The organism is Comamonas piscis, from assembly GCF_014109725.1.
Lineage (GTDB): Bacteria > Pseudomonadota > Gammaproteobacteria > Burkholderiales > Burkholderiaceae_C > Comamonas > Comamonas piscis.
Genome location: NZ_CP058554.1, coordinates 776,908 through 803,137 on the forward strand (window position 1 = coordinate 776,908; position 26,230 = coordinate 803,137).

Annotated in this window: 26 protein-coding genes; 16 read left to right on the plus strand and 10 right to left on the minus strand. The window is 63.9% G+C overall.

Features of this window, described 5'->3' with window-relative positions:
• Positions 1–5 precede the first annotated feature (5 nt).
• Positions 6–2,948, minus strand: coding sequence for a DNA topoisomerase III (locus HS961_RS03570; protein ID WP_182326409.1), 2,943 nt, complete (start codon positions 2,946–2,948; stop codon positions 6–8).
• 246 nt (positions 2,949–3,194) lie between these two features.
• Between HS961_RS03570 and HS961_RS03575 the strand changes: the two genes are divergently transcribed.
• From HS961_RS03575 to HS961_RS23700, 3 genes are read left to right on the plus strand one after another with little or no spacing between them, the layout of a single operon-like run.
• Positions 3,195–3,830, plus strand: a complete 636-nt coding sequence (locus HS961_RS03575) for an SET domain-containing protein (RefSeq protein WP_412101625.1) — start codon at positions 3,195–3,197, stop codon at positions 3,828–3,830.
• Positions 3,827–4,678: a biotin--[acetyl-CoA-carboxylase] ligase gene (locus HS961_RS03580; RefSeq protein ID WP_182326411.1), complete on the plus strand. Its 852-nt coding sequence runs from the start codon at positions 3,827–3,829 to the stop codon at positions 4,676–4,678. The genes HS961_RS03575 and HS961_RS03580 overlap by 4 nt, the downstream gene beginning before the upstream one ends.
• 40 nt (positions 4,679–4,718) lie before the next feature.
• Entirely contained in the window at positions 4,719–5,552 is an 834-nt protein-coding gene (locus HS961_RS23700; RefSeq protein ID WP_182326412.1) for an SPOR domain-containing protein, read from the plus strand.
• Between the two features lie 11 nt (positions 5,553–5,563).
• Here HS961_RS23700 and HS961_RS03590 read toward each other — a convergent pair whose 3' ends face one another.
• Together HS961_RS03590 and HS961_RS03595 are read right to left on the minus strand one after the other, a co-directional pair.
• Positions 5,564–7,018, minus strand: a complete 1,455-nt coding sequence (locus HS961_RS03590) for a sensor histidine kinase (RefSeq protein ID WP_182326413.1) — start codon at positions 7,016–7,018, stop codon at positions 5,564–5,566.
• Between the two features lie 64 nt (positions 7,019–7,082).
• Complete coding sequence (locus tag HS961_RS03595) at positions 7,083–7,769, minus strand: response regulator transcription factor (RefSeq protein ID WP_182326414.1); 687 nt, start codon at positions 7,767–7,769, stop codon at positions 7,083–7,085.
• A gap of 278 nt (positions 7,770–8,047) precedes the next feature.
• On the opposite strand from HS961_RS03595, the gene HS961_RS03600 reads away from it, so the two are divergent.
• A complete protein-coding gene (locus tag HS961_RS03600; protein ID WP_182326415.1) occupies positions 8,048–8,989 on the plus strand; it encodes an SdiA-regulated domain-containing protein in 942 nt (313 codons plus the stop codon).
• A gap of 11 nt (positions 8,990–9,000) precedes the next feature.
• On the opposite strand, the gene HS961_RS03605 is transcribed toward HS961_RS03600, so the two are convergent.
• Positions 9,001–9,489: a MarR family winged helix-turn-helix transcriptional regulator gene (locus HS961_RS03605; protein ID WP_182326416.1), complete on the minus strand. Its 489-nt coding sequence runs from the start codon at positions 9,487–9,489 to the stop codon at positions 9,001–9,003.
• Between the two features lie 190 nt (positions 9,490–9,679).
• Here HS961_RS03605 and recA point away from each other — a divergent pair, with 190 nt between their 5' ends.
• The 4 genes from recA to HS961_RS03625 all read left to right on the plus strand — a co-directional run bounded on the left by recA (position 9,680) and on the right by HS961_RS03625 (position 12,208).
• A complete protein-coding gene (recA, locus tag HS961_RS03610) occupies positions 9,680–10,756 on the plus strand; it encodes a recombinase RecA (protein WP_182326417.1) in 1,077 nt (358 codons plus the stop codon).
• 87 nt (positions 10,757–10,843) lie between these two features.
• Complete coding sequence (gene recX, locus HS961_RS03615) at positions 10,844–11,293, plus strand: recombination regulator RecX (RefSeq protein ID WP_182326418.1); 450 nt, start codon at positions 10,844–10,846, stop codon at positions 11,291–11,293.
• Positions 11,294–11,368: 75 nt separating this feature from the next.
• Entirely contained in the window at positions 11,369–11,620 is a 252-nt protein-coding gene (locus tag HS961_RS03620) for a VF530 family DNA-binding protein (RefSeq protein WP_182328106.1), read from the plus strand.
• Between the two features lie 108 nt (positions 11,621–11,728).
• A complete protein-coding gene (locus tag HS961_RS03625) occupies positions 11,729–12,208 on the plus strand; it encodes a VOC family protein (RefSeq protein ID WP_182326419.1) in 480 nt (159 codons plus the stop codon).
• A 24-nt stretch (positions 12,209–12,232) separates the two neighbouring features.
• On the opposite strand, the gene yddG (HS961_RS03630) is transcribed toward HS961_RS03625, so the two are convergent.
• The 5 genes from yddG (HS961_RS03630) to HS961_RS03650 form a co-directional block, all read right to left on the minus strand.
• Positions 12,233–13,153, minus strand: a complete 921-nt coding sequence (gene yddG, locus HS961_RS03630) for an aromatic amino acid DMT transporter YddG (protein WP_182326420.1) — start codon at positions 13,151–13,153, stop codon at positions 12,233–12,235.
• Between the two features lie 137 nt (positions 13,154–13,290).
• The gene (locus HS961_RS03635; protein ID WP_182326421.1) at positions 13,291–13,440 is read right to left on the minus strand and encodes a hypothetical protein; all 150 of its coding nucleotides are present in this window, start codon (positions 13,438–13,440) and stop codon (positions 13,291–13,293) included.
• A gap of 133 nt (positions 13,441–13,573) precedes the next feature.
• Complete coding sequence (gene yddG / locus HS961_RS03640; RefSeq protein WP_182326422.1) at positions 13,574–14,512, minus strand: aromatic amino acid DMT transporter YddG; 939 nt, start codon at positions 14,510–14,512, stop codon at positions 13,574–13,576.
• A 167-nt stretch (positions 14,513–14,679) separates the two neighbouring features.
• Positions 14,680–15,636 carry a 2-hydroxyacid dehydrogenase gene (locus HS961_RS03645; RefSeq protein ID WP_182326423.1) on the minus strand — a complete coding sequence of 319 codons (957 nt, stop codon included), beginning with the start codon at positions 15,634–15,636 and terminating at the stop codon, positions 14,680–14,682.
• Between the two features lie 50 nt (positions 15,637–15,686).
• A complete protein-coding gene (locus HS961_RS03650; RefSeq protein WP_182326424.1) occupies positions 15,687–16,532 on the minus strand; it encodes an IclR family transcriptional regulator in 846 nt (281 codons plus the stop codon).
• A 200-nt stretch (positions 16,533–16,732) separates the two neighbouring features.
• On the opposite strand from HS961_RS03650, the gene HS961_RS03655 reads away from it, so the two are divergent.
• The 7 genes from HS961_RS03655 to HS961_RS03685 are packed head-to-tail and all read left to right on the plus strand — an operon-like array spanning position 16,733 to position 23,456.
• Entirely contained in the window at positions 16,733–17,806 is a 1,074-nt protein-coding gene (locus HS961_RS03655) for an ABC transporter ATP-binding protein (protein WP_182326425.1), read from the plus strand.
• A complete protein-coding gene (locus HS961_RS03660) occupies positions 17,803–18,660 on the plus strand; it encodes an ABC transporter permease (RefSeq protein ID WP_182326426.1) in 858 nt (285 codons plus the stop codon). Before HS961_RS03655 ends, HS961_RS03660 begins: the two co-directional genes overlap by 4 nt.
• A gap of 17 nt (positions 18,661–18,677) precedes the next feature.
• A complete protein-coding gene (locus HS961_RS03665; protein ID WP_116926056.1) occupies positions 18,678–19,472 on the plus strand; it encodes an ABC transporter permease in 795 nt (264 codons plus the stop codon).
• 1 nt (position 19,473) lies between these two features.
• Positions 19,474–19,836: a (2Fe-2S)-binding protein gene (locus HS961_RS03670; RefSeq protein WP_182326427.1), complete on the plus strand. Its 363-nt coding sequence runs from the start codon at positions 19,474–19,476 to the stop codon at positions 19,834–19,836.
• Entirely contained in the window at positions 19,833–21,266 is a 1,434-nt protein-coding gene (locus HS961_RS03675) for an NAD(P)/FAD-dependent oxidoreductase (RefSeq protein WP_182326428.1), read from the plus strand. Before HS961_RS03670 ends, HS961_RS03675 begins: the two co-directional genes overlap by 4 nt.
• Positions 21,259–22,383: an NAD(P)/FAD-dependent oxidoreductase gene (locus HS961_RS03680; RefSeq protein ID WP_182326429.1), complete on the plus strand. Its 1,125-nt coding sequence runs from the start codon at positions 21,259–21,261 to the stop codon at positions 22,381–22,383. The genes HS961_RS03675 and HS961_RS03680 overlap by 8 nt, the downstream gene beginning before the upstream one ends.
• 11 nt (positions 22,384–22,394) lie before the next feature.
• Entirely contained in the window at positions 22,395–23,456 is a 1,062-nt protein-coding gene (locus HS961_RS03685) for an ABC transporter substrate-binding protein (protein ID WP_182326430.1), read from the plus strand.
• Positions 23,457–23,560: 104 nt separating this feature from the next.
• Here the strand turns inward: HS961_RS03685 and argC are convergent, their stop codons facing one another.
• Complete coding sequence (argC, locus tag HS961_RS03690) at positions 23,561–24,493, minus strand: N-acetyl-gamma-glutamyl-phosphate reductase (protein ID WP_182326431.1); 933 nt, start codon at positions 24,491–24,493, stop codon at positions 23,561–23,563.
• Positions 24,494–25,058: 565 nt separating this feature from the next.
• Between argC and sucC the strand changes: the two genes are divergently transcribed.
• A complete protein-coding gene (gene sucC / locus HS961_RS03695; protein WP_182326432.1) occupies positions 25,059–26,219 on the plus strand; it encodes an ADP-forming succinate--CoA ligase subunit beta in 1,161 nt (386 codons plus the stop codon).
• Positions 26,220–26,230 lie beyond the last annotated feature (11 nt).

Sequence of the window (26,230 nt, forward strand, 5' to 3'; positions counted from 1 at the left end):
ATGCATCAGCTCACATGCTTGCCGACGATGCCGGCGATCTCGAACATGCTGATCTGGTCCTTGCCAAACAGCGGCTGCAGTTTGGCATCGGCGTTGATGGCGCGCTTGTCCTTGGCGTCCTGCAGGCCGTTGGCCTTGATGTAGTCCCAGAGCTTTTTGATGACCTCCGGGCGCGAGGTGGCTTCGCCACCAATCACGGCGGCCAGCGCGGGGCTCGGGGTCAAGGTGGCTGCCACTTTGCGCGGCGTTTTGGCGGCTGTCTTGGTCGCCGTCTTGGCTGCCGTTTTGGTGGCGGTCTTGGTAGCCTTCACGGCCTTGGCGCCGGTCTTGCTGGCGGTCTTCGTCGCGGTTTTGGTTGCCGTCTTGGTGGCAGCGCCTTTGCGCGGCGGGAACTTGCTGTCGCGTGGTTCGAACTCGAAGTTCACCTTGCCGGCTTCCTTGTCCCAGGCCAGGAAGGCCTTGAAGCTGCGGCGCGTGCGGTTGGAGACAAACTTGTCGAGCAGGTCGGTCTTGCCAGTCGCCAGCAGCTTGACCATCTGGTCGCGCTCGATGGGCTGCTGCAGGATGATCTGGCCGCTCTTGAAGTCGCAGCTCGGCGTGGCTTGCTGGGCGGTAGGCACGGCTTTGCTGCAGACATAGTTGGCACCATGCTCGAACACTGGCGCGCCGCACTTGGGGCAGGCGCCCAAGGTGTTCTGGCTGCCAAAGTCCACCAGCTCGCCCGATTCTTCATCGGCCTTGTCGTCGAATAGGAACTCGAACTTGAAGTTGTTGTTGTCCTCGTCGCGCACGATGGCCACTTCGGCGGCAAAGGGCCAGCCGGCCTTGGAGCGGAAGCCATCGAGCGGGCCCAGCTTGCGGTCGCGCAGCAGCTGGTCGGCCTCGCCGGCCTCAAAGGTGCGGCCCGCAGGCGATTTGGTGAACGAGAAGCCGCAGCCCTCGCCCGCGCCGCCCACGCCCGTGCAGGTGTAGCGGCGGTAGTTTTCCTTGACCACGCCGCCGCAGTTGGGGCAAGGCGCAGTCAGGGTGGCGTAGTCGCCGGGGATGGTGTCGCGGTCGTATTCCTTGGCCTTTTTCACCAAGCGCTCGGTCATGGTCTGGATCTCGGCCATGAAGGCTTCGCGCGAGAGCTGGCCCTTTTCCATTTGCGCGAGCTTGTACTCCCACTCGCCGGTCAGGTCGGCGCGCGAGAGCTCTTCCACTTGCAGACCGCGCAGCAAGGTCATCAGCTGGAAGGCCTTGGCCGTGGGGATCAGCTCGCGGCCTTCGCGCAGCATGTACTTTTCGGTCAGCAGGCCTTCGATGATGGCCGCGCGCGTGGCTGGCGTGCCCAGGCCTTTTTCCTGCATGGCTTCGCGCAGCTCGTCGTCGTCGATCTGCTTGCCGGCACTTTCCATCGCGCCCAGCAGGGTCGCTTCCGAGTAGCGGGCGGGCGGCTTGGTCTTCAGGCCCTTGGGGTCGACCGGATCGGCCGTGGGCTTCTCGCCCGGCTGCACCGGCACCAGGTTCTGGCCCTTGTCGCCTTCCTTGGCGTCTTCCACCTCGTGGGCCGCTTCCTTGCCGTAGATGGCCAGCCAACCGGGCTTGACCAGCACCTTGCCTTCGGTCTTGAAGTGATATTGCTCAATCTGGCTGACCCGCGTGGTGACCTGGTGCTCGGCACTGGGGAAGAACACGGCCATGAAGCGGCGCACCACCAGGGTGTAGAGCTTGTGCTCGGCCTCGCTCAAGGCGCCGGGCGCCTGCGTGGTCGGGATGATCGCAAAGTGATCCGACACCTTGCTGTTGTCAAAAATGCGCTTGTTGGCGCGGATGTAGTTGGAGCCAATGGCCTGCTGCGCAAATGGCGCGAGCTGCTGCATATTGCTGTGGGCCAGCATCTCGAAGGTTTGCTGCGCGACGGGCAGGTAGTCCTCGGGCAGCGCGCGCGAATCGGTACGCGGGTAGGTCAGCGCCTTGTGGCGCTCATACAGCGCCTGGGCCAGCGCCAAGGTGGTCTTGGCCGAGAAGCCGAACTTGCTGTTGGCCTCGCGCTGCAGGCTGGTCAGGTCAAACAGCAGCGGCGATGCCTGGGTCGTGGGCCTGGACTCTTCAGTCACGGTGGCCGGTTTGCCGCGCACGGCATCGGCAATCGCCTGGGCTTCTTGCTGGCTCCAGACGCGGTCGGCGCGGGCCTCGACGTCGTCGCTTTTCTTCCACGCAGGGTTGAACCACTTGCCGGGGTAGGCGCCGGCCTGGGCGTTGAACTCGCCGTGGATTTCCCAGTAATTGCGGCTGACGAATTTACGGATTTTCTCTTCGCGTTCGACGACCAAAGACAGAGTGGGCGTTTGCACGCGGCCCACGGTGGTCAAGAAGAACCCGCCATCGCGCGAGTTGAACGCGGTCATCGCCCGCGTGCCGTTGATACCCACCAGCCAGTCGGCTTCGGAGCGGCTGCGGGCGGCATCAGCCAGGCCCAGCATCTGGTTATCGGAGCGCAGCTTGTTGAAGCCGTCGCGGATGGCTTGCGGCGTCATCGACTGCAGCCACAGGCGCTGGATCGGCTTGCCCAGGCCGCCCTTGGCGCCGCCGGCGTATTGCTCAATCAGGCGGAAGATCAGCTCACCTTCGCGGCCCGCGTCACAGGCATTGATCAGCGCGGTCACATCCTTGCGCTTGGCCAGCTTGACGACGGCGTTCAGCCGGGTCTTGGTCTTGTCGACCGGCTTCAACTCAAAGTACGGCGGGATCACGGGCAGGTGCGCAAAGCTCCACTTGCCGCGCTTGACATCGAATTCTTCTGGCGCCTGGATCTCCACTAGGTGACCCACCGCGCTCGTCACGATGAAGGTATCGGCTTCAAAGTAGTCGTCGTGTTTGGCAAATTGGCCTGCCACCGGCGTCAGTGCACGAACAATGTCTTGTGCAACGGACGGCTTTTCTGCAATGACCAGGGTCTTGGACATGGGTTCACTCTCATCAAACTGGGGTCTGCCAGCACGGTAGTTTGCTGGCTCTTTGGGCACGCTCTTACAATGCACGCTTTACGCGCATGTGCGCGGGCGCCTGCATGTGTACATGTGCGCACATGCGCATGTGCTTATTTTTAAAGTAGCAGAAAAAATCCCATGCCGAACCATGTTCCCCATTTTTCAACAGGTCGTCGTATTCAGGTACGGCGTTCGGGCGTGCACGGCAGGGGCGTTTTTGCGTTGCAGGATATCGCAGAAGGCGAAGTCATTGTCGAATATGCGGGCAAGGTCATCAGCTACGAAGAAAGCCAGCGCCGCCACCCGCATGATCCGGCGCATCCGAACCACACTTTCTTTTTCCAGATCGATGGCGACCGGGTGATTGATGGGGGTGACGGCGGCAATTCGGCGCGCTGGATCAACCACAGCTGCGAGCCCAACTGCTTTGCGGAAGAGGTGGACGACCGCATCTTTATCAGCGCGTTGCGCAATATCAGTGCTGGCGAGGAGCTGGGCTACGACTACGGCCTGATCATCGAGGAGCGCTACACCGCCAAGCTCAAGGCCGACTACGCCTGCCGCTGCGGCGCGGCTGAATGCCGCGGCACGATGCTGGCGCCCAAGCGCGGCTGGAAACCCAAGGTGCCCGCATCGGATCTGCCCGAGCCGGTCTTGCCCAAAAAGCGCAAGGCCAAGGCGGCTCCCGTCGATGCGGCGAAGCCTGCCAAAGCGGAAAAGCAGAAGGCCAAGGCCGCAGTCAAGGCCTCAGACAAGGCTCTGAGCAAGGCCAAGGACAAAGACAAGAAAAAGAGCGACAAAAAAGCCAAGACCGACAAAAAGAACAAGGGCCAGAAGGCCGCCAAGGCAGGCGCATGAGCGAGGAACAGAACACGCCCATCCGCTGGCCGGCAGAAGCGATCTGGGAGGCGGTGGAGCCGCTGCTGCCGGGCTTCACGATCGAGGTGCTGCCCAGCATTGACTCGACCAACACCGAACTGATGCGCCGCGCCCGCGCGGGCCGGCAAGAGCCCATCTTGCTGGTGGCCGAGCAGCAAACGGCAGGGCGTGGCCGCATGGGCAAGCCCTGGCGCAGCGAGAGCGGTGCATCGCTGCTGATGTCGCTGGGTCTGCCGCTGGCGCCGGCCGACTGGTCGGGCCTGTCGTTGGCCGTCGGTGTGTCCGTCGCGCAAAGCCTGCAGCCCCAACTGCCCGAAGCCGGCTCCAGCACGCCGACCATTGGCCTCAAATGGCCCAATGACCTGTGGCTGACCGGCGACCACAAGCTGGCCGGCATTCTGGTGGAGACCGCCAGCTTTGTCGCGGCCCGCAGCCAGGCCGGCGATGGCCAGCAGCAATCTGAACGCTATGTGGTGATTGGCATTGGCATCAATGTGCGGGCACCCGATGCGGATGGTTTGTCCACCGTACCAGGCAGCTTGCAGCTGCTGGATGACCGCTGGGATGCGCCCCAGGCACTGCAGGCGGTGGTGCCGCCGCTGGTGGCCGCCATCCAAGCCTTTGCGCACCAGGGCTTTGCACCGCTGCAGGCCGCCTATGCTGCCCGCGATGCACTGGCCGGCCGTGAGCTGGGACTGAGCGATGGCACGGCTGGTTTGGCACTGGGCGTGGCTGCTGATGGCGCTTTGCGGGTGCAGACCGCCGCTGGCGTGGTGGATGTGACTAGCTCGGAAGTCAGCGTGCGGCCCAAGGCCAGCGCGGCCTGAGCACCCAACAAGACCAGAGATTTACCAAACGGGAGCGGAGATGATTCGTTTTGCCATCGTGCTGCTGCTGCTGGCCAATGCCGGCTACTACGCCTTCTCGCAAGGCATGCTGCGCAGCCTGGGCTGGGCGCCGGATAACCCCTCCGAGCCCGAGCGGGTGCAGCAGCAGGTCAAGCCCGAGGCCCTGCGCATTCTGAGCGCGCAAGAAGCCAAGGAGGCCCAGCAGCAGGCCCGCACCGTGCCTGCCGAGCCTGCACCAGCGCTAGCACCGGTGGCCGCCCCCGTCGCCGAGCCCGCCGCTGTGGCAGCTGCGGAGCCAGCTACCGACAATGCAGACAAAACGGTAGCTGCCGAGGCCGACAAACTGGCGGCCAAGGCGGCAGACAAGCCCGCCGAGAAGCCGGCAGAAAAACCCGAAAAACCCGAGAAAAAAGAATGCCTGGTCGCCGGCAGTTTTGATGCCAAGCAGGTCGAGGCTTTGCGTCTGCAGCTGGCCAAGTTGCCTGACGGAAGCTGGCGCCTGGACAGCAGCACCAGCGCGGGCCGCTGGATGGTCTATGTCGGCAAGTTCAACAGCCAGGAGGCGCTCGATACCCGCCGCGATGAGCTGCGTGCGCTGGATGTCAGCACCGACCGGGCGCGCGTCGCCAGTCTGGAGCCGGGCATATCACTGGGCCGTTTCTCCAGCGAAGAGGCCGCCGAGCGCCATCTGGCGACGGTTGGCAAAAAAGGTGTGAGCGGCGCCAAGGTGGTGGTCGAGCGGCCCGAGACCGTCAGCTACAACCTGCGCCTGCCCAAGCTGGATGCGGCCACCAAGAAGCGCGTGCAAAGCTGGCATGTGATGGACGGTAAGGAGCTGCGCAGCTGCTCCTGATCCGCCTCTGCTCAACTGGTGGCGGGCGGTGCCAAGGTGGTGGGAAAGCAGACCTTGAACACCACGCCCCGTTGCGGCAGGCGCGGCTGGGCATCTTCCAAGGTCACGCTGGCGCCATGCTGGCGGGCGATCTCTTGCACGATGGGCAGGCCCAGCCCGGAGCCATCGACCTCGCTGCCCAGCACGCGGTAGAAGGGCTGGAAGATGCGCTCACGTTCTTCCTCGGGAATGCCGGGACCGGAGTTTTCCACCTGCAGCACGATCACATGGCCAAAGGGGTCGGCCATCAGCCGCACATTGATGATGCCCGGCGCGCTGGCGCTGGAGGGTGTGTAGTTGATGGCGTTGTCCAGCAGGTTGCGCACCAGCTCGCCCAGCAAGGTGGCATTGCCGTTGACCCAGACTTCGCGGTCATCGACCTGCATGCCCTCATACCCCATGTCGATATGTTTGGCCAGTGCGCGGTCAATGCCGTCATGCATGGCGTCCAGCACGATCTCGGCCAGATTGCAGGGCGTGCGCTGCAGCAGTGCGCTGGGGCCTTCAGCTCGGGCCAGCGACAGCAGTTGGTTGACCGTGTGGGTGGCGCGCATGCTGGAGCGGCCGATTTGCTGCAGGGATAGCTTGAGGTCGTCCTCCTTGGCATCGGCGCGCTGGGCCATCTCGGCCTGCATGCGCAGGCCTGCCAGCGGGGTTTTGAGCTGGTGGGCGGCATCGGCGAGAAAGCGCTTTTGGGTGGCCAGCGAATCGTTGAGGCGCTCCAGCAGGCCATTGACCGAGTCGACCAGCGGCACCACTTCCAGCGGCACATCCTTGTGGTGGATGGGCGAGAGATCTTCCGGTTTGCGTGCGCGGATGCGCTCCTCCAGCAGGTGCAGTGGCTTGATGCCGCGCGCCAGCGCCAGCCAGACCAGCAGCACCGCAAGGGGCAGGATGACAAACTGCGGCAGCATGACGCCCTTGATGATTTCCGTCGCCAGCACGCTGCGCTTTTCGCGCGTCTCTGCGACCTGGATCAGCGCCAGATTGGGCTCGGGCAGCGACAGCTGCACCCAGATCCAGGCGATGCGCACATCCATGCCGCGCAGCTCGCCATCGCGCAATTGCACCACGCCGATGCTGCGCTCCAGGTCTTTGGCGGGCAGGGGCAGGGCGGATTCACCAGCGAGGAACATGCCACCCGGCGTGGTGACCTGGTAGTAGACGGTGTCGGCATCGTCGGCGCGCAGGATCTCGCTGGCCGGTTGGGGCAGGTTGAAATAGGTCTTGCCACCCTGCACACCCACCAGCTGCGCCAGCGCATGGGCGTTGTACTCCAGCGCGCGGTCAAAAGGCTTGTTGGCCAGGTCCTGGGCCACCAGCCAGGTCAGTGCCAGCGAGACGGGCCACAAAAGCAGCAGCGGCGTGAGCATCCAGTCAAGGATCTCACCGAACAAAGATCGCTGCTCGCTGCGAAACAGGGCCAAGGCTGTCCTTGCGTAATGTGGTGCCCGGGGCGGTCATGGCCCCGCTGCGCTGGGGGGAAGGGGCTCAGAGGGGCGCGGGGGGCTGGATCTTCTCCAGGCAATAACCCAGGCCGCGCACGGTGGCAATGCGAATGGGGCCCTTTTCTATCTTCTTGCGCAGGCGGTGGATGTAGACCTCGATCGCATTGGTGCTGACTTCTTCGCCCCATTCGCAGAGGCGCTCGACCAGCTGGTCCTTGCTGACCAGGCGGCCCGAGCGCTGCAGCAGTACTTCCAACAGGCCCAGCTCGCGCGCCGACAGCTCCAGCATGCGGCCATCAAACGTGGCCACGCGGCCGGCCTGGTCATAGGCCAGCGGGCCGTGCTGGATCAGGCTGGTGCTCATGCCCACGCCCCGGCGGGTGAGGGCCCGCACGCGTGCCTCCAGCTCGGACAGCGCAAAGGGCTTGGCCATGTAGTCGTCGGCGCCCAGGTCCAGGCCTTGTACGCGGTCGTCCACGCTTTCGGCGGCGGTGAGGATCAGCACAGGGATGGCCGAGCCCCGCGCACGCAGCTTCTTGAGCACCTCCAGCCCATGCATGCGCGGCAGGCCCAGGTCCAGGATCAGCAGGTCAAAGGCATTGTTGGCCATCAGCGCTGCATCGGCTTCGCTGCCGCTGGCGACATGGTCCACCACGGCGCCGGAGTTGCGGAGACTGCGCAGCAGGCCATCGGCCAGCACTTGGTCGTCTTCTGCAATCAGTATTCGCATGCGGTCTCCTATCGATGTTGTAGTCGTGATTTGGATGCTGCCAATGATTCTAGGTCAGCCCATGACCCTGATGGCCGCACTGGGATAGATCCAAATGATGAAGGCGTCGTAACAGATACACTTCCTTCAGGCGCCTTGCGGTTTGTTGCAACGATGTAAAGCCGGTGGAGATGTCATCAAACGGTGGCGTGGCTCCCGTAGGATGGCGCCTCGTCCCCACCAGGACCGATGGGCACCCAGCCCGTGGCTGGCGGGGATTTTTCAAGTGGCAGGTGGTGATGAAAGCAGGGTCCCAGGTGCAGATGAGGTGGCGGGCGTCGCGGTGGCAGCGCCGCCTGGTCATGGCGGCGGCCTTGCTGGTGTTGAGCGCCTTGTACCTGCAATGGCACCATGTCATCGCCATGCCGGGGCATGTGGATGCGTTGCAGCCTGCTCCGCCCTCGGCGCCTGCGCCCATCCTGCCGCATTACCAGGCCAGCATCGATGCCAAGGTGGTCAGCGGTATTGCGGACAACCTCTCGGGCCTGGCCTTCAACCCCACGACCAATACCCTGTTCGCCGTGACCAACCGGCCGCCCCAGATTGCCGAGCTGAGCACCGATGGGCGGCTGCTGCGTATCGCGCCGTTGCGGGGCGCCGATGATACTGAGGGCATCGCCCATATCCAGGGCGACTGGTTTGCGATTGCCGACGAGCGCAGCAACCGCATCCACTGGGTGGAATTTGGCAAGGATGTGACCGAGATATCGCTGAAGGACAGCCCTTATATCCAGCTGGGTGATATCGCCATCAAGAACTTCGCACTGGAAGGCCTGGGCTGGGATGCCAAACGCCAGCAATTACTGGCCGTGACCGAGAAGTGGCCGATGCAGGTGCTGGTGATGGATGTGCCTTTTTCCAAGCTCAAACCCGGTTTGGTCGATGCCAAGATCAGCGCCTGGGAGGTGCAGGAGATGGAAGGCATGCCGAGCACGGACCTGGCCGCCGTCGAGGTAGACCCGCGCAGCGGCAACCTGTTGCTGCTGGGCGAAGAGGCCTCGGTGCTGTACGAGTACAGCCGCGCTGGCGCACTGCTCAGCGTGATGCCGCTGTGGGCGGGGATGAGCGGGCTGGAAAACCGGGCACCGCAACCAGAAGGCCTGGCCATGGACAACAGCGGCAATATCTACATCGTGTCCGAGCCCAACCTGTTTTATAAATTCGAGCGCAAGCGGGGCTGAGCGCTGCCCGCTTAGCTGTCCGCCCCGTACACCTCCAACCCCAACTTGACGACGGTGGCGACCTGTTCGCCCACCTCAGCACGGAACTCGTCCTCGGCCTGCGTCACCGCCCGCTCAAAGGCCTGCAACCACAGCAGACCGGTCTCGGTAAAGCGCACCGTGCGGGCGCGGGCATCGCGCGGGTCGCGCTCACGGGTCACCAGGTTCCAGGCTTCGCACTGGTCCACCAGCTGGGCCATCGCCTGCTTGCTCATGCCCGCCCTGGCGGCCAGGTCCACCAGACGGTCACCCGCCAGCGACAGATGCCGGGTGATATGGATATGCGCAGCACTCACCTGGTCGCGCTCAGCCAGGTGCGACAGCGCCAGCGGCACCAGCGCATCCTGGGCCATCAGCTGCAGCACCCGGGCATCAAAACGGCGCATCGCGTGGCCCAGCAGGCGGCCCAGGTGGGTCAGGCGCCAGCTGTCATCGGGCAAATGGGGCAGAAGAATGGGCATGGTGTAAACCTGCGGATAGGACAAAAAAGGCGGGCGTGGCTATTGTGCATTTAGTCAATTAAACTGACTAAAAAAATGCTTCTATAAAATATACCCATCCCCTAAACTACTGTTCAAGCATCCAGGCTGTATATGCAAACAGCTGGATCTCCAGACCCCAGACATGACCATCAAACGCAAGGAGAAATCCATGAACGCCACCGCCACCAAGCCAGAAGCCAACAGCGAAAAATCCAAGGCCTTGGCCGCCGCCCTGGCCCAGATCGAAAAGCAATTCGGCAAGGGCACCATCATGAAGCTGGGCGAAGGCGAAGCGGTTTCCGACATCCAAGTGGTGTCCACCGGTTCGCTGGGCCTGGACATTGCCCTGGGCGTTGGCGGCCTGCCACGCGGCCGGGTTATCGAGATCTACGGCCCTGAATCCTCGGGCAAGACCACCTTGACCTTGCAGGTGATTGCCGAGATGCAAAAGCTGGGCGGTACCTGCGCCTTTATCGATGCCGAGCATGCACTCGACACCGGTTATGCCCAAAAGCTGGGCGTCAACCTGAGCGACATCCTTATCAGCCAACCCGATACCGGTGAGCAGGCGCTTGAGATTGTTGACAGCCTGGTGCGCTCCGGCGCGGTGGACCTGATCGTGGTCGACTCGGTGGCCGCGCTGACCCCCAAGGCCGAAATCGAAGGCGAAATGGGTGACCAGCTGCCTGGCCTGCAAGCCCGCCTGATGAGCCAGGCGCTGCGCAAGCTCACCGCCACGATCAAGAAGGCCAACTGCATGGTCATCTTCATCAACCAGATCCGCATGAAGATCGGCGTGATGTTCGGCAGCCCCGAAACCACCACCGGCGGTAATGCGCTGAAGTTCTACGCCTCGGTGCGCCTCGATATCCGCCGCACCGGCACCATCAAGCGCGGCGACGAGGCCATCGGCAACGAGACCAAGGTCAAGGTGGTCAAGAACAAGGTCTCGCCCCCGTTCAAGACGGCCGAGTTCGACATTCTGTTTGGCGAAGGCATCTCGCGCGAAGGCGAAATCCTGGACATGGGTGTTACCGCCCGCATCATCGAGAAAAGCGGTGCCTGGTACGCCTACAACGGCGAGAAGATTGGCCAAGGCCGCGACAACTCGCGTGAGTTCCTGCGCGAAAACCCCGACCTCGCCATCGAGATCGAGAACAAGGTGCGCGAGAGCCTGAACATCAGCCTGCGCCCTGCCGAAGACGGCGTGGTGGACGGCCCCGCCGCCACTGGTACCGAAGGCTGATCGCTTCTGAAGCCTGAACGCTGAGATAGCTGCTTGTGCACAGCTGATGTGCGCAAGCAGCTATTTCTTTTATAGCCATCCAGACCCATGTCTTTCAGCAAGCTCTCCCTCAAAGGCCGGGCGCTGCGCTACCTGGCGCAGCGCGAGCATTCGCGCGCCGAGCTGCAGACCAAGCTCGCTCCCCATGTGGAAGAGGGCGAGGACCTGGCGGCCATCCTTGACGAGCTCGAAGCCAAGGGCTTTATCAGCGCCGAGCGCTTTGTCGACAGCGTCATCCACACCAAGGCAGCCCGCTACGGCGCCAACCGCGTGCTGCAGGAGCTGCGCCACAAAGGGGTGGATGCCGAGCTGGTCGCCGAAGCCCGTGAGCGCCTGCGCAGCACCGAGCTGGAACGCGCCCGCGTGGTCTGGCAGCGCCGTTTTGGCACCCCGCCTGACAGCCCGCAAGAGCGGGCCAAGCAGATGCGCTTTTTGGCCGGCAGAGGCTTTGGCGGCGATGTGGTGCGCAAGGTGCTGCGTGGCACGGACGAGGAATAGCCGCCTTTTGCAGGCAGCTGCGTGCTGCCATCCGCAAAGCCCCAGCCCGCCCCTCTTGGCCAGCGCTCGGCGACAATGGCGCCCATGAGCACTGCCGAACAGCCCAACAACCCTCTCCATGGCCTGACGCTGGAGGGCATTCTGAACGAGCTGGTCGCGTACTTTGGCTGGGAAGAGCTGGGTGAGCGCATTCCGGTGCGTTGCTTCTGTCTGGACCCGAGCATCAACTCCAGCCTGCGGTTTTTGCGCAAGACGCCCTGGGCGCGTGAGAAGGTCGAGGGCCTGTACCTGTTCATGCTGCGCGAGAAAAGGCGCAGCGGCGGTTGAGCCGCATTTGCCCGCTGCGGCGCCGCGCCATCGCTGTACAGCGATGTCCTACCCGCAGGCCTGCTGCCAGGCGCTAGGCTGGGCATCTGTGCAAGCAGGAGACCGACGATGACCGCGAAAAATACCGTATGCCTGTGGTACCAGGGTGATGCGCTCGATGCCGCGCAGTTTTATGCCCAGACCTTTCCGGACAGCAGCGTGGGCGCCGTACACCGCGCGCCGGGCGACTACCCCGATGGCAAACAGGGCGATGTGCTAGTGGTGGAGTTCAATGTGGCGGGCGTGCCCTGCATAGGGCTCAACGGCGGGCCGCATTTTCAGCACAATGAATCCTTTTCCTTCCAGATCGCGACCGACGACCAAGCCGAGACCGACCGCCTCTGGCAGGCCATCGTCGGCCATGGCGGGCAAGAGAGTGCCTGCGGCTGGTGCAAGGACCATTGGGGTATCTCCTGGCAAATCACCCCGCGCATGCTGACGAAGGCGCTGGCCGACCCGGATCGCGCCGCGTCCAAGCGGGTGTTCGACGCGATGATGGGCATGACCAAGATCGACATTGCGGTGCTGGAAGCGGCCCGCAAAGGCTGAGCAGGTGGTAGACGGCAGGCGGCGCTATTTGCTGCGGGTACACCACCAGCAGATCAGTGACCCTGCGGTGACCAGCGCCACACCTTGCCAGAAGCTCCATGACGGCTGCACATTCAGCCAGACCGTGCCCACCAGCGCCGACAGCACGGGCGTGAAGTAAGAGCCCACTGCCATCACCGTCAGGTTGCCGGCCCGCAGCCCATGGTCCCAGCAGCTGTAACCCAAGGCCGTCAGACCACTCAGCATGCAAAGCTGCAGCAGCGCGGGCAGTGAAAAGTGCATGGCCGGCTCGCTGCTGAATGCGTACTTGACCCAGAGCACGCCCCCCACTGCCCAAAGAAAGGCCGGCAGCGCATTGGCACCATGGGCATAGCGTTTGGCGATGACCGAGTAACAGGGCCAGAGCCAGGCGGCAGAAAAGGCCAGGCCATAGGCGAGGGGGTTGCTTTGCACATTGGCCCAGAGGCTGGCGATGGACAGCGCGCTGTCGCCCTTGAGCACCAGCACAATGCCGACCATTGCCAGCAACACCCCCGGCACCAGGCCGGCGCGAAAGCGCTGCAGCCCGATGGCGGTGGCCAGCACAATCGTCAGGCTCGGCCAGAGGTAGTTGATCATCCCCAGCTCCAGGGTCTGGTTGCGGTTGCTGGCAAAGCCCAGCGACAGTGACAGCGCTATCTCGTAGAGCACAAACAGCAGGCCGCAGCCCCACAGATAGCCCGGGTGCATCGCGCGCAGCTGGGCCAGGCGCGGCATGCCAAAGCGCAAGGTCACCAGCAAGGCTCCTAGGCTGAAGACGGCTGCCGCGCCGCCGATGGGTCCCAGGTGTTCGGCCACACTGCGAAACAGGCCCACCGAGGTGGACCAGCACAGCACGGCCGACAGGCCAATCAGGGTGGCGCGTTGTGAGGGGACGGGGGAGGGGGAATGCGGAGCAGAAGACATGGACGCGAGCGGGTGCGAAAGCAGGCTTGCATCCTAGCCGGAAAAGGGCAGCCCTGCAGGCCAAGCTGCGGGCGTACGGCAGCCACACAGGCCCTCCAGACTGTCTGGCCCTGCGTGGCATTCAAAGGATAAGGGGATCAGGCGATATGGCTGCCAAACACCAAAGCAGCGGCAATGGTGGCCACCACCGTCAGCACGGCAAACGCAATCAGGCCGCGCTGCTCCAGGCGCATGTCGGCCTCTTGCTCGGCGGCGGTGGGGATATGGTTGGGGCGGGAGTAGTCCATGGGCAGTTCGCAGAGAAGTGTATGGAGAAAGGCAACCCGCCCACTATAGTGCGACGTGGCCGTTTGGCCCGTCCGCACAGCCTAGGTGTTTGCATGTGTATACCAAACCGGTATCCATGCGGCAGCCCTGCCGTTAACCGGCCAGCTTTTTGCCATCGGCCACGGTAGGGCTGCGGGTGTACCACCAGCAGACCAGCGAGCCAGCCGTCACCAACACCACGCCTTGCCAAAAGCTCCAGGACGGCTGCACCTGCAGCCAGAGCGTGCCCACCAGCGCGGACAGCACGGGGGTGAAGTAGGAGCCCACTGCCATCACCGTGAGGTTGCCGGCGCGCAGGCCATGGTCCCAGCAGCTGTAACCCAGGGCGGTCAAGCCGCTGAGCAAGCCCAGCTGCAGCAAGGCGGGCAGGGTAAAGCGCAGCGGTGGTTCAGAACTGAGCGCGTATTTGATCCACAGCACGGCGGCCACGGCCCACAAAAAAGCAGGCAGCGCATTCGCCCCCTGGGTGTAGCGCTTGGACACCACCGAGTAACAGGGCCAAAGGCAGGCCGCGCACAGCGCCAGCGCATAGGCCAGCGGGTTGCTTTGCACATTGGTCCAGAGGCTGGCCAGGGACAGCGCATTGTCGCCCTTGACCACCAGCACAATGCCCGCTATCGACAGCAACACCCCCGGCACCAGACCAGCGCGAAAACGCTGCAGGCCCAGCACCGTGGCCATCACCAGGGTCAGGCTGGGCCAGAGGTAGTTGATCATGCCCAGCTCCAGGGTCTGGCCCCGGTGGCTGGCCCAGCCCATCGACAGCGAAAAAGCGATCTCGTTGAGCACAAACAGCAGCCCGCAGCCCAGCAGATAGGCGGGGTGCATGGCCTTGAGCTGCGCCGCGCGTGGCAGGCCAAAGCGCCAGGTCACCAGGAAGGCGCTGAGCGAGAACACGCAGGCGGCCCCGCCTATCGCCCCCAGGTGCTCCGCAACACTGCGGAACAGGCTCACCAATGCGGACCAGCAGAGCACGGCAGAAAGCCCAATCAGCGTGGCACGCTGGCTGGGCACAAGAGGAGGGGTGGACATGGGAGGACGGGGGATGCAGACGAGGGCGGCTCGCATCCTAGCGGCTATTGGTCAGCCTTGATGGGCCTAAGGGCTTGGCAGGGCAAAACACTCGGATATGGCGCCAATTACAGCCTTGCTGCGGCCCGGCTTTCAACGGCCTGGCCGGCCCTATTTACCCGGGTTGATCAGTAGCCGCGCACCCGGTCAAAGCAGTTGTCCAGCGCCTGCCCGGCCTGCCACTGCGCCATCGACAAGGCCACCTGGCGCGCCTTGGCGCGTCGGCTGGCGCTGGCGGCGATGTGGGGGGTGAGGATGACGCGCGGATGGGTCCACAGCGGCGAATCGGCCGGCAGGGGCTCGGGCTCGGTGACATCCAGCAGCGCGCCGCCCACCTGGCCGCTGTCCAGCGCGGTGACCAGGTCAGCGCTGTTCAGCTGGGTGCCCCGGCCGGCATTGACCAGCTGGGCGCCCGCAGGCAGCTGGGCAAACAGTTCGGCATTCAGAATGCCGCGCGTCGATGGCGTATCGGGCAGCAGGCAGATGAGCACCTGGCTGCTGCGCAAAAACTCTGACAGCTCAGCCTGGCCGCAGTAGCTGGTGACGTCTTCGATCTGCTTGCGCGTTTGGGACCAGCCTTGCACCGGGTAGCCCACTGCGCGCAGCATGTGCGCCGCAGCGGCCCCCAGGGTGCCCAGGCCCAAAATGCCCACACGCAGCTCGCTGGCCACATAGGGCGGGTTGAACTCGATCCACTGCTGCTGGCGGTGCTGGGCCAGTGCGCGCGGCATGTTCTTCTGCAGCATCAAGGTGGCCATCAGGCAGAACTCGGCCATGCGTTGCTGGGTTTCGCCGGTGACCATGCGCACGATGGGCAGGTCTGGCGGCAGCTGGCTGTCGGCCAGGATATGGTCCACGCCAGCGGCGGAGCTGAAGATGGCCTTGAGCTGCGCAAAGCGCGCCAGCCCGCCGGTATCGGGTTCCCAGACCATCGCAAAGTCCACCAGGCTGCTATCTGCCGGCGGCGTGTTCCAGTCATGCACGACGACATGGGGCGCAAATTCGGCAAACAGTGCCGTCCATTCCGGGATCGCAGCGCTGCCGCCGCTTTTGATGATGAGGTGCAAGGGGGTGCTGGAGGCCATGGCGTGGGAGGCGTTGAAGTGCAAAAAGGCGGAAGAGAGCCGGACCGGGCTTACATCGAGCGGCTGCGGTCGCCAGTGGATATCGCATGCATCGGGTGGCGCAAGGTCGGGTCAAAGGGGTTGATCTGCGCGCTCAGCGCCTTGGCCTCGCGCAGCAGCATGTCGCGCACGATGGGCAGGCGCTCGTCGCTCAGGCGCGCCGTGTGCGTGCCGATCGACAGCGCGGCTACCACCTGGCCGCCCCGGTCAAACACCGGCACGGCCAGGCCAGCCATGCCTTCGAGCAAGCCGGAGTTCTTGGCGGTATAGCCCTGGCGGTGGGCCTTGTCGATCTCGGTGCGCATGTACACCTCGTCATAGACGTTGTAGTGCTGCATGCGCGGCAGGTTAAAGCGCAGCACCTCCTCGCGCTCGGCCTCGGGCAGGTTGGCCAGAATCACCAGCGAGCCCTGGCCCACGCCCAGCGCAATGCGCCCGCCGATATCGCCGGTAAAGGTGCGGATCGGGAACTGGCCCTCAATGCGGTCCAGGCAGACCGCATCAAAGCCGGAGCGCACCATCAGGATCACCGTGTCATTGAGGCTGGCGCTCAGCCGTAGCAGCACCGGGCGCGCGAGGCTGCGCAAGTCGCTCACCGCGCCGGCCTGGGCGGCCAGCGAGAACAGATCCAGGCTCAGCCGGTAGAGCTTGTGTGCCTGGTCCTGCTCAACCATGCCTTCCTGGATGAGGCCCTGTAGCAAGCGGTGCGTGGTCGCCTGGGTCAGGCCAATCTCCTTGGCCAGGTGGGTCACCCGCACGCCCTCGGTCTGGTGCGCTGCCAGCGCCCGCATCACCAAAAAGCTGCGGTGCAGGGTGCCGCGCTGGTGGCTGTTGTCCTCAGAGGTGTCGGTGCTCATGGTTTTCCGGAATAAACATTCGATGATTTTGATTTTTATTCCATTTAACGGAATAAATCAAATTTATCTTCCATTATCAGTGTTTACACCGTGTATGGATTCAAACCACATTCCGAAAATAGGCAAATAGTTGCAAATGTCGTTCATCCGTTCGATAGGGCTGACGGGCCCGGCAACCCTGTGCTATCGAGGTGATTTCCATGAGTTTTCTGCGTCTCCACAACGTCTCCAAACAGTACGGCCCTAACCGGGTGGTCAGCCAGTTCAACCTGGAAGTGCAAAAGGGCGAGTTCGTCTCGCTGCTGGGCCCCTCGGGCTGCGGCAAGACCACGAGCCTGCAGATGATTGCTGGCTTTGTGGATGTGACCGAAGGCCGCATCGAGCTGGACGGCAAGGACATCACCCATGCCAAGGCCAATGCGCGTGGCCTGGGCATCGTGTTCCAGACCTATGCGCTGTTCCCGCACATGACGGTGCGCGAGAACGTGGAGTTCGGCCTGGAGATGCGCAAGGTGGCGCAGCCAGAACGCAGCGAACGCGCCAGCGAGGCATTGGCCCTGGTGCACCTGGGCCCCTATGCCGACCGCTACCCGCGTGAACTGTCGGGCGGCCAGCGCCAGCGCGTGGCCCTGGCCCGGGCGCTGGTCATCAAGCCGCCGGTACTGCTGCTCGATGAGCCGCTGTCCAACCTGGATGCCAAGCTGCGCGAAGAGATGCAGTTCGAGCTGCGCGAGATCCAGCGCAAGGTGGGCACGACCACCATCATGGTGACCCATGACCAGAGCGAAGCCATGTCGATCAGCGACCGGGTGGTGGTGATGGAGGCCGGCCGTATCACCCAGGTGGACACGCCGCACACGGTGTACGAGCACCCGCACAACGCCTTTATCTCCACCTTTGTCGGCAAGGCCAACCTGCTGCAGGCCACCGTGCATGCCCAGGGCGACCAGTGGCTGGCGCATGTGGGCGATGTGCAGATGGCGGTACAGGATGTGCCGGCCGCAGCGGCCAGCCACGGCACCCGTTTGCTGCTGGGCCTGCGCCCCGAGAAAATCCAGCTGTCGGCCACATCGGCCGGCCGCACCCAGGGCACCGTGCGCGAGCGCTTCTTCCTGGGCAACCTCTGGCTCTACACGGTGGAATGCCCGCTGGGCAGCATCACCGTGACGGCGGCCAACGACGGCGATGCGCCCCACCAGGTGGGCAGCCAGGTGGGTATCGACTGGTCCGACCGCAATGTGCGCCTGATCGCCGGTGACGGGGTGGCCGCATGAGCGAACGCCGCACCTGGGCCCCCTGGGCCATGAGCGCCCCGTCGCTGCTGCTGTTTGCGGTAATGCTGGCGGTGCCGCTGCTGCTGACGACCATCCTGTCCTTCAACGTCTACAACGTGGACAGCGGCCCGGTCGCTGGCAGCTTCACCTTGGAGCACTACGTACACATCGTCACCGACAGCTATTACTACGAGATCTTCTGGCGCACCTTGTGGATCTCGGGCCTGGTCACCCTGATCTGCATCGCCATCGGCGCGCCCGAGGCCTATATTTTGAGCAAGATGCGCGCGCCCTGGCGCTCGATCTTCTTGCTGATCATCCTGGCGCCGCTGCTGATTTCGGTGGTGGTGCGGGCCTTTGGCTGGAGCATGCTGCTGGGCCCCGAAGGCCTGATCAACGACATCTTCCGCCTGGTAGGCATTGGCCCGGTCAAGCTGCTCTATAACGAGACGGCCATCGTCATTGCGCTGGTGCATGTGATGCTGCCCTTTATGGTGATCCCCGTCTGGACCTCGCTGCAAAAGCTCGATCCTTCGGTCGAGAGCGCCTCGCTGTCGCTGGGTGCCTCGCACTTCACCACCTTGCGCCGCGTGGTGTTTCCCCAAGTGCTGCCCGGCATTCTCTCGGGCAGCCTGATCGTCTTTGGCCTGGCCGCCAGCTCGTTTGCGATTCCCGGCCTGCTGGGCGGGCGCCGGGTCAAGATGGTCGCCACCCTGATCTATGACGAGTACCTGCACGAGCTGAACTGGCCGCTGGGCGCTGCCATCGCCTTTGTGCTGCTGGCCGCCAATCTGGTGATCATGCTGGGCTGGAACCGCATGGTTGAAGGCCGCTACAAGAAGACCCTGGGCTGAGAGGCGAGGTAACTGACATGCAAAAAAACGGACCCATTGCCCTGATCTTCAACGCGCTGGTCATCATCTTCATGCTGGCGCCGTTGGTCATCGTCTGCCTGGTGGCCTTCACCCCCGCCGAGACCTTGACCTTGCCGACCACCAGCTTCTCGCTGCGCTGGTTTGAGCAGGTGCTGCACCATGCCGACTTTGTCCAGTCGTTCTGGAACAGCCTGGGCCTGGCGGTGGCGGCGGCCTCCATCTCGACTGCGCTGGCCGTGCCCGCTGCCATTGCGCTGGTGCGCTATGAGATCCCCGGCCGTGGCGCGCTGCAGGCACTGTTCCTGTCGCCGCTGATCATTCCCCACCTGGTGCTGGGTGTGGCCATGCTGCGCATGTTCTCGCTGGTGGGCGGCCAGGGCAGCTTTGGCTGGCTGATCTTTGCCCATGCGCTGGTGGTGATGCCCTACACCATGCGCCTAGTGATGGCCGCGCTGATCGGCTTTGACCGCAGCGCCGAGCAGGCCGCCTACTCGCTGGGCGCCAGCAATGCCAAGGTGTTCCAACGCATCACCTTGCCGATGATCCTGCCCGGTATCACCGGCGGCTGGCTGCTGGCCTTTATCAACAGCTTTGACGAGCTGACCATGTCGATCTTTGTGGTCTCGCCCAGCACGGTGACCTTGCCGGTGCGCATGTACATGTATGCCACCGAGTCGCTGGACCCGATGATGGCGGCGGTATCGGCGCTGATCGTGTTCATCACCCTGGGGCTGATGCTTTTGCTCGACAAGGTCTATGGCCTGGACCGCATCCTCATCGGCAAGCACTGACATGGCACACGCAAGCCCCCTTTTGCCGGCCGGCCAGTTGCAGCGCCTCAAGGAGCAGGGCCGCCCGCCGCTGCAGTTTGTGCTCAACGGCGAGCCGGCCCAGGCGCTGCAGGGCGACACGGTGCTGACCGCTGTGCTGACCCAATCGGCCCAGCTGCGCAGCCATGAGTTTGCCCATAGCCCCCGCGCCGGCTTTTGCATGATGGGCGCCTGCCAGGACTGCTGGGTCACCCTGGGCGGCGAGCAGGCCGGCCGCAAGCTGCGCGCCTGCTCCACCTTGCTGCAGGCGGGCATGCAGATCTGCACCACGGCAGAGGCGGTGGCTGCTGTCAACGCCAAGAATGCCACCCAGGTGCAACCATGATTGGCAGCGATTTCTACCTGGACGACCCCCGGCCGGCAGACGGACCGCCCGTCATCGTGGGTGCCGGGCCTGCCGGCATCCGTGCCGCGCAAACCCTGTTGGCCCATGGCCTGCGCCCGGTCGTCATTGACGAGGCGCCCAAGGCAGGTGGCCAGATCTACCGCCGCCAGCCCGACGGCTTTGGCCGCACGCCCAAAGACCTGTATGGCTTTGAGGCCGGCCGCGCCAGCGACCTGCACCAGACCTTTGACCGTCTGCGCCCGCAGCTGGACTACCGGCCCGACACCCTCGTCTGGAACGCCCAGGGCCACAGCCTGGATCTGCTGCACACGGCGCAGCGCACGGCAGACAGCCTGCGCTGGCGCGATCTGATCGTCGCCACCGGTGCCACCGACCGGGTGCTGCCTGTGCCGGGCTGGACCCTGCCAGGCGTCTACACCCTGGGCGGCGCCCAGGTGGCCCTCAAGTACCAGGGCTGTGCGATAGGCGACGCCGTGGTGTTTGCCGGCACCGGCCCCTTGCTCTACCTGGTGGCCTACCAATATGCCAAGGCCGGCGGCCGGGTGCTGGCGGTGCTGGACACGGCACCGGCCGTACAGCGCTACAAGGCCGCGCCAGCGATGCTGGCCCAGCCGACCGTGGCCGCCAAGGGTGTGTATTTTTTGAGCTGGCTGATGTTCCACGATGTGCCGGTACACCACGGCGTGCAGCTGCTGCGTGCTGAAGGTGCCGACCGGGTGCAGGCTATGGTGTGGAAGGATGCGCAGGGCGCCGAGCAACGCACCAACTGCAGCGCCATCGGCCTGGGTTATGCGCTGCGGCCCGAGACGCAGCTGGCCGACCTGCTGGGTTGCGAGTTTGCTTTTGCCCCCTTGCACCGCTGCTATGTGCCGCAGATCGATGCCGACCGGCGCAGCAGCGTGCCCGGCGTCTATTTGGCGGGCGATGGCGCCGGCATCATGGGGGCCGATGCGGCCGAGATATCGGGCGAGCTGGCGGCGCTGGCTTTGCTGCAGGACCGGGGCATCAAGACCGATGCAGCGCGCCAGGCTAAGCTGCGCCAGCAGCTGGACAAGACGCAGCAGTTCCGCCAGGCGCTGGAGGTGGCGTTTCCCTTTCCTGACGATTGGGCGGCGCGTGCCCCGGATGAGTTGGTGGTCTGCCGCTGCGAAAACATCACGGCCGGCGAGCTGCGCAGCACTGCTGCAAGCCAGCCGCAGGGCGATATCAACCGCATTAAGGCGCTGTGCCGGGTCGGCATGGGCCGCTGCCAGGGCCGCATGTGTGGTGTGGCGGCGACTGAGATCCTGGCCGATACCTTGCAGGTGCCAGTGGCGCAGATAGGCCGCATCCGGGGCCAGGCGCCGATCAAGCCCCTGCCGCTGGACATGACGGTGGTCAGCGCGGACCAGGAGGCCTCCCATGGTTAAGCAACTGGGCACCGAGGTGGTGGTGATTGGCGGCGGCATCATGGGTGCCAGCACGGCGCTGTTTTTGCGCCAACGCGGCATCCAGGTGGTGGTGCTGGAGCGCGATCTCTGCGGCTCCCGCTCCAGCGGCGTCAACTTTGGCGGTGTTCGCCGCCAGGGCCGCTCCTTGGCGATGCTGCCGCTGTCGCAGCGCGCCCACCAGCACTGGGGGCGGCTGACCGCGCTGATCGGTACCGAGGCCGAGTACGAGCGCTCAGGTCACTTCAAGATTGCCCGCTCTGAGGCGGACATGGACTCCCTTGTGCGCTATGCCGAGAAGACACGCGACTGCGGGCTGGATCTGCAGCTGCTCGATGGCGCAGCGCTGCACAAGCGCTTTCCGATAGGCGGTGCCCAGGTGGTGGGCGGCTCCTTCTGCCCGGATGATGGCCAGGCCAACCCGCGTCTGCTGTCGCCGGCCTTTGCCACGGCGGCTGCGCGGGCCGGTGCCCAGGTGTTTGAGCACACGCCGGTGCTGGAAGTGGCACACAATGGCCAGCGCTTTGTGGTGCGCACCCCTGATATGGAGATCCGCGCGAATGTGGTGGTCAACGCCGCAGGCGCCTGGGCCGGCCAGTTTGCCGAGCAGTGCGGCGAGCCGGTGCCCATGCGCATACGGCCGCCGGCCATGGGTGTGACGGAGCCCTTGCCCTTCTTTTTGCACTGGAGCCTGGGCGTGGAGGGTGGCAGCATCTACTGCCGCCAGGTGCGCCGGGGCAATGTGGTGTTTGGCGGCGGGCCTGGCCTGGTGCTGGACGACACCCGCGCCCGCAACCGCCACACCACTGTCTGGGCGCAGCTGCCGCAGCTGGTGGAGCTGCTGCCCCAATTGAAGAACGCCCAGCTGATCCGCACCTGGAGCGGCAACGAAGGCGCTTTGCCCGACCACGAACCCATCATCAGCGAAAGCAGCCGCCAGGCTGGCCTCTACCATGCCTTTGGTTTTGCCGGCGGGGGCTTTCAGCTGGGGCCCGGCGTGGGCGATGTGATGGCCGAGCTGATTGCGCAGGGCCGCAGCAGCACGCCGATTGATGCTTTCCGTATAGACCGATTTAGCGACCCCGCATGTTCAACCTGAAAGGAATCCACATGTCTTCTTGGACGACGACCCTCAAAACCCCTGTGCGCGCCATCGCCTTGATGGCCTCTGTGGTGGCTGCGGCCAGCGCGGTGCAGGCACAGACCAAAACCATCTACATCGGCATGAATGGCGGCAACATGGAGCGCACGTACTCGCAGTTCGTGTTCCCCGCGTTCGAGAAGGCCAACAACGTCAAGGTGGTCGTGGTGCCTGGCACCTCGACCGACATCCTGGCCAAGGCCCAGGCCTCCAAGGACAAGGCCCAGATGCAGGTCATGACTCTGGATGACGGCGTCATGTACCGCGCCATCAGCATGGGCCTGTGCGAAAAGCTCAAGCCCGCTGCCGGCTACAGCGAGATCCCGGACATCGCCAAGATCAAGGACAGCGCGATTGGCTTGTCGATGGGCCTGACCGGCCTGGCCTACAACACCAAGATGTTTGCCGACAAGGGCTGGGCAGCGCCCACCTCTTGGAACGACCTGGCCGACCCCAAGCTCAAGGGCAAAGTGGTCGTGCAATCGATGCCGGCATCGTCCTTTGGCCTGCATGCCTTCCTGATGTTCAACCGCTTGAAGGGCGGCAACGAGAAGAATGTGGACCCGGCCTTCAAGGCCTGGCCGACCACGATTGGCCCGAATGTGATCGAGTACATCCCCAACTCGTCCAAGGTGGTGGAGATGATGCAGGCCGGTGATGCCGCCATCTTCCCCTACACCCTGACGCAGGCCGAGCTGATGAAGTCCAAGGGCATCCCGATGGAATATGTGGCGCCCAAGGAAGGCGCCGTGGTGCTGATGACCGCCATGTGCGTGCTCAACAACAACGCGGAATCCGAGCTGGCGCAAAAGCTGGTCGAGTACCTGGTGAGCCCGGAAGCCCAGGCCTTGGCGATGGAAAACGGCAGCTACAACCCCGTCAACCCCAAGACCAAGCTGCAAGGCAAGCCGGCTGAAGAGCAGAACAAGATGAACGCCATCTTGAAGAATGCGGTGGCCGTGGACTGGGATGTGGTCAATGCCGACCGCCCCGAGTGGAACAAGCGCTGGAACCGCACGGTAGAGCGCTGATCGGCGGCAGGTGCTTGGCAGCATAGCGCCCAGCACTTGGTCATCGCCCAGACAGAGAAAAGCCGCCCCATGGGGCGGCTTTGTCGTGCTGGCGCAGTGGTGGTTTACAGACCCAGCATCAGCTTGAGGTTCTGCACCGCAGCGCCGCTGGCGCCCTTGCCCAGGTTGTCCAGGCGGGCGATGACGACGGCCTGGCGCAGCTGCTCGTTGCCGAACACGCGGATTTCCAGCTTGTTGGTGCCGGTCAGGGTGTCGGCGGCCAGCTTGTTGTCGTCGGTGGGGGGCAGCACCTGCACCCACTGCTCGTCCTGGTTGGTCTTGGCATAGTGGGCGGCAAGGACGTTGTGCAGGTCGCTGAGCAGCGGCTTGCCGGGGAGGTCATCCAGGTGCAGCGGCAGTTGCACCAGCATGCCCTGGGCAAAATTGCCGACCGCAGGGATGAACACCGGGCGACGTGTGAGGCCGGTGTACTTCAGGATTTCGGGGATGTGCTTGTGCGTCAGGCCCAGTGCATAGGCCTCATAAGGCGCGGCACCGCCGGCCTCGTAGGCTTCCATCATCTGGCGGCCGCCACCGGAGTAGCCGGATACCGAAGGCAGTGCCAGCGCGGCATCGGCAGGGACCAAGCCGGCATCGATCAGCGGGCGCAGAATGGCAATGGCACCGGTGGCATAGCAGCCGGGGTTGGAGACGCGCTTGGCCGCTTGCACGGCGCTTTTCTGGCCGGCGCTCAGCTCGGGGAAGCCATAGACCCATTGGTCGTTGACACGGTGGGCGGTGGAGGCATCGATGATCTTGATGCTGCGGCCGGTTTCCTGCTCAATGGCATCGACCATGGCCGTGGTGTCCTTGGCGGCATCGTCGTGCAGGCAGAGGATGACCAGGTCCACCTCGGCGATCAGCGCGCGCTTGGCAGCAGGGTCCTTGCGCAGCTCAGGCGCAATGCTTACCAACTCCACGCCGGGCATATCCACCAGGCGTTCGCGGATCTGCAAACCGGTGGTGCCTGCTTCGCCGTCGATAAACACTTTTGCCATTGCCATCACTCCTGCTGTGCGGTGGCCCCTGCGTGGGCAGTGGGCGCTTGGGTTCGGGAAAGTGCTTATTGTTATACAAAGATGAGCTTGCTGTGCAGGCGAGCGGAAAATTTGCCCCAGGGCGCCGGATGGGGGCCGGCCGGATGCGATGGAGCTGCCACTTTGAGGGCCGGCATGGCGCGGCGCAGTGCCCAAGCGCAGTGCTCACTAGCGCAAAAATGTGTCAGAACCGGGGCGGCTGTGCCAAAAATCCTGCACTGCTCAGGTATTTATCGACATCTTTTGCGCGGGCGTCCGACAGCCCCAAAACACCTTGGCTGACAGGGATGGCGGATGGAGATCGCTGTCTGACTTGACTAGTTAGCTATACAAATAATAGCTATATGCATTCCGAAGTCCCGCAAACCCCGGACGCCGGTTGGGCCTCCTGCAGGCGCAGCCTCCCATGGCGCAGTGCAGCATGGTAAATTCGCGGACTGCCAGGCCTTCTGCCTTGTTTGCGAATTCTTTGTTCTGCGCGCTCGGCCGCCGGGTTTTTTCCCATTTTGTTTTACTGAGAGACATCATGAAAATTCATGAATACCAAGGCAAGGAAATCTTGCGTCAGTTCGGCGTGCCCGTTCCGCGCGGTATCCCCGCTTTCACTGTGCAAGAAGCAGTGGAAGCAGCACAGAAGCTGGGCGGCCCCGTGTGGGTGGTGAAGGCACAGATTCACGCAGGCGGCCGCGGCAAGGGCGGTGGCGTGAAGGTTGCCAAGACCATCGACGATGTGAAGGCCCTGTCCGAGCAAATCCTGGGCATGCAGCTGATCACCCACCAAACCGGCCCAGAAGGCCAGAAGGTGCGTCGCCTGTACATCGAAGACGGTGCTGACATCCAGCAGGAGTACTACCTGTCTGCCGTGACCGACCGTGGCACGCAGAAGGTGGCCTTCATCGCTTCGAGCGAAGGCGGCATGGACATCGAGGAAGTGGCACACAGCACCCCCGAGAAGATCATCACCGTTCTGGTCGACCCGATTGTTGGCTTCACGCAAGCCAATGGCGACGAGCTGGCCAAGGGCATCGGCATGCCTGCTGATTCGGTGGCACAGTTCATCGACATCTGCCAAAAGCTGTACAAGTGCTACATGGACACGGATGCATCGCTGGTTGAAATCAACCCGCTCAACCGTGACTCCAAGGGCAACGTGATTGCACTGGACGCCAAGTTCAACTTCGACCCCAACGCGCTGTTCCGTCACCCAGAACTGGTGGCCTTCCGCGATCTGGACGAAGAAGATCCAGCCGAAGTGGAAGCTTCCAAGTTCGACCTGGCCTACATCAGCCTGGACGGCAACATCGGCTGCCTGGTGAACGGCGCTGGCCTGGCCATGGCCACCATGGACACCATCAAGCTGTTTGGCGGCGAGCCAGCCAACTTCCTGGACGTGGGCGGCGGTGCTACCCCTGAGAAGGTCACCGAAGCCTTCAAGATCATGCTCAAGAACCCCAAGGTCAAGGGCATTCTGGTCAACATCTTCGGCGGCATCATGAAGTGCGACACCATCGCTACCGGCGTGATCACCGCTTGCAAGGCGGTGAACCTGAGCGTGCCACTGGTGGTCCGCATGAAGGGCACCAACGAAGAGCTGGGCAAAAAGATGCTGGCCGAATCGGGCCTGCCCATCATCTCGGCCGACACCATGGCCGAAGCCGCCACCAAGATCGTTGCCGCAGTGAAGTAAGCCCTGGAGAA

Excerpts from the sequence above, each read along its gene's own strand:
- HS961_RS03570 (WP_182326409.1), bottom strand. The coding sequence starts at position 2,948 with ATGTCCAAGACCCTGGTCATTGCAGAAAAGCCGTCCGTTGCACAAGAC.
- HS961_RS03580 (WP_182326411.1), top strand. The coding sequence starts at position 3,827 with ATGAGCGAGGAACAGAACACGCCCATCCGCTGGCCGGCAGAAGCGATC.
- HS961_RS23700 (WP_182326412.1), top strand. The coding sequence starts at position 4,719 with ATGATTCGTTTTGCCATCGTGCTGCTGCTGCTGGCCAATGCCGGCTAC.
- HS961_RS03595 (WP_182326414.1), bottom strand. The coding sequence starts at position 7,769 with ATGCGAATACTGATTGCAGAAGACGACCAAGTGCTGGCCGATGGCCTG.
- HS961_RS03600 (WP_182326415.1), top strand. The coding sequence starts at position 8,048 with ATGAAAGCAGGGTCCCAGGTGCAGATGAGGTGGCGGGCGTCGCGGTGG.
- HS961_RS03605 (WP_182326416.1), bottom strand. The coding sequence starts at position 9,489 with ATGCCCATTCTTCTGCCCCATTTGCCCGATGACAGCTGGCGCCTGACC.
- recA (WP_182326417.1), top strand. The coding sequence starts at position 9,680 with ATGAACGCCACCGCCACCAAGCCAGAAGCCAACAGCGAAAAATCCAAG.
- recX (WP_182326418.1), top strand. The coding sequence starts at position 10,844 with ATGTCTTTCAGCAAGCTCTCCCTCAAAGGCCGGGCGCTGCGCTACCTG.
- HS961_RS03620 (WP_182328106.1), top strand. The coding sequence starts at position 11,369 with ATGGCGCCCATGAGCACTGCCGAACAGCCCAACAACCCTCTCCATGGC.
- HS961_RS03625 (WP_182326419.1), top strand. The coding sequence starts at position 11,729 with ATGACCGCGAAAAATACCGTATGCCTGTGGTACCAGGGTGATGCGCTC.
- yddG (WP_182326420.1), bottom strand. The coding sequence starts at position 13,153 with ATGTCTTCTGCTCCGCATTCCCCCTCCCCCGTCCCCTCACAACGCGCC.
- HS961_RS03635 (WP_182326421.1), bottom strand. The coding sequence starts at position 13,440 with ATGGACTACTCCCGCCCCAACCATATCCCCACCGCCGCCGAGCAAGAG.
- yddG (WP_182326422.1), bottom strand. The coding sequence starts at position 14,512 with ATGTCCACCCCTCCTCTTGTGCCCAGCCAGCGTGCCACGCTGATTGGG.
- HS961_RS03645 (WP_182326423.1), bottom strand. The coding sequence starts at position 15,636 with ATGGCCTCCAGCACCCCCTTGCACCTCATCATCAAAAGCGGCGGCAGC.
- HS961_RS03650 (WP_182326424.1), bottom strand. The coding sequence starts at position 16,532 with ATGAGCACCGACACCTCTGAGGACAACAGCCACCAGCGCGGCACCCTG.
- HS961_RS03655 (WP_182326425.1), top strand. The coding sequence starts at position 16,733 with ATGAGTTTTCTGCGTCTCCACAACGTCTCCAAACAGTACGGCCCTAAC.
- HS961_RS03660 (WP_182326426.1), top strand. The coding sequence starts at position 17,803 with ATGAGCGAACGCCGCACCTGGGCCCCCTGGGCCATGAGCGCCCCGTCG.
- HS961_RS03665 (WP_116926056.1), top strand. The coding sequence starts at position 18,678 with ATGCAAAAAAACGGACCCATTGCCCTGATCTTCAACGCGCTGGTCATC.
- HS961_RS03670 (WP_182326427.1), top strand. The coding sequence starts at position 19,474 with ATGGCACACGCAAGCCCCCTTTTGCCGGCCGGCCAGTTGCAGCGCCTC.
- HS961_RS03675 (WP_182326428.1), top strand. The coding sequence starts at position 19,833 with ATGATTGGCAGCGATTTCTACCTGGACGACCCCCGGCCGGCAGACGGA.
- HS961_RS03680 (WP_182326429.1), top strand. The coding sequence starts at position 21,259 with ATGGTTAAGCAACTGGGCACCGAGGTGGTGGTGATTGGCGGCGGCATC.
- HS961_RS03685 (WP_182326430.1), top strand. The coding sequence starts at position 22,395 with ATGTCTTCTTGGACGACGACCCTCAAAACCCCTGTGCGCGCCATCGCC.
- argC (WP_182326431.1), bottom strand. The coding sequence starts at position 24,493 with ATGGCAAAAGTGTTTATCGACGGCGAAGCAGGCACCACCGGTTTGCAG.
- sucC (WP_182326432.1), top strand. The coding sequence starts at position 25,059 with ATGAAAATTCATGAATACCAAGGCAAGGAAATCTTGCGTCAGTTCGGC.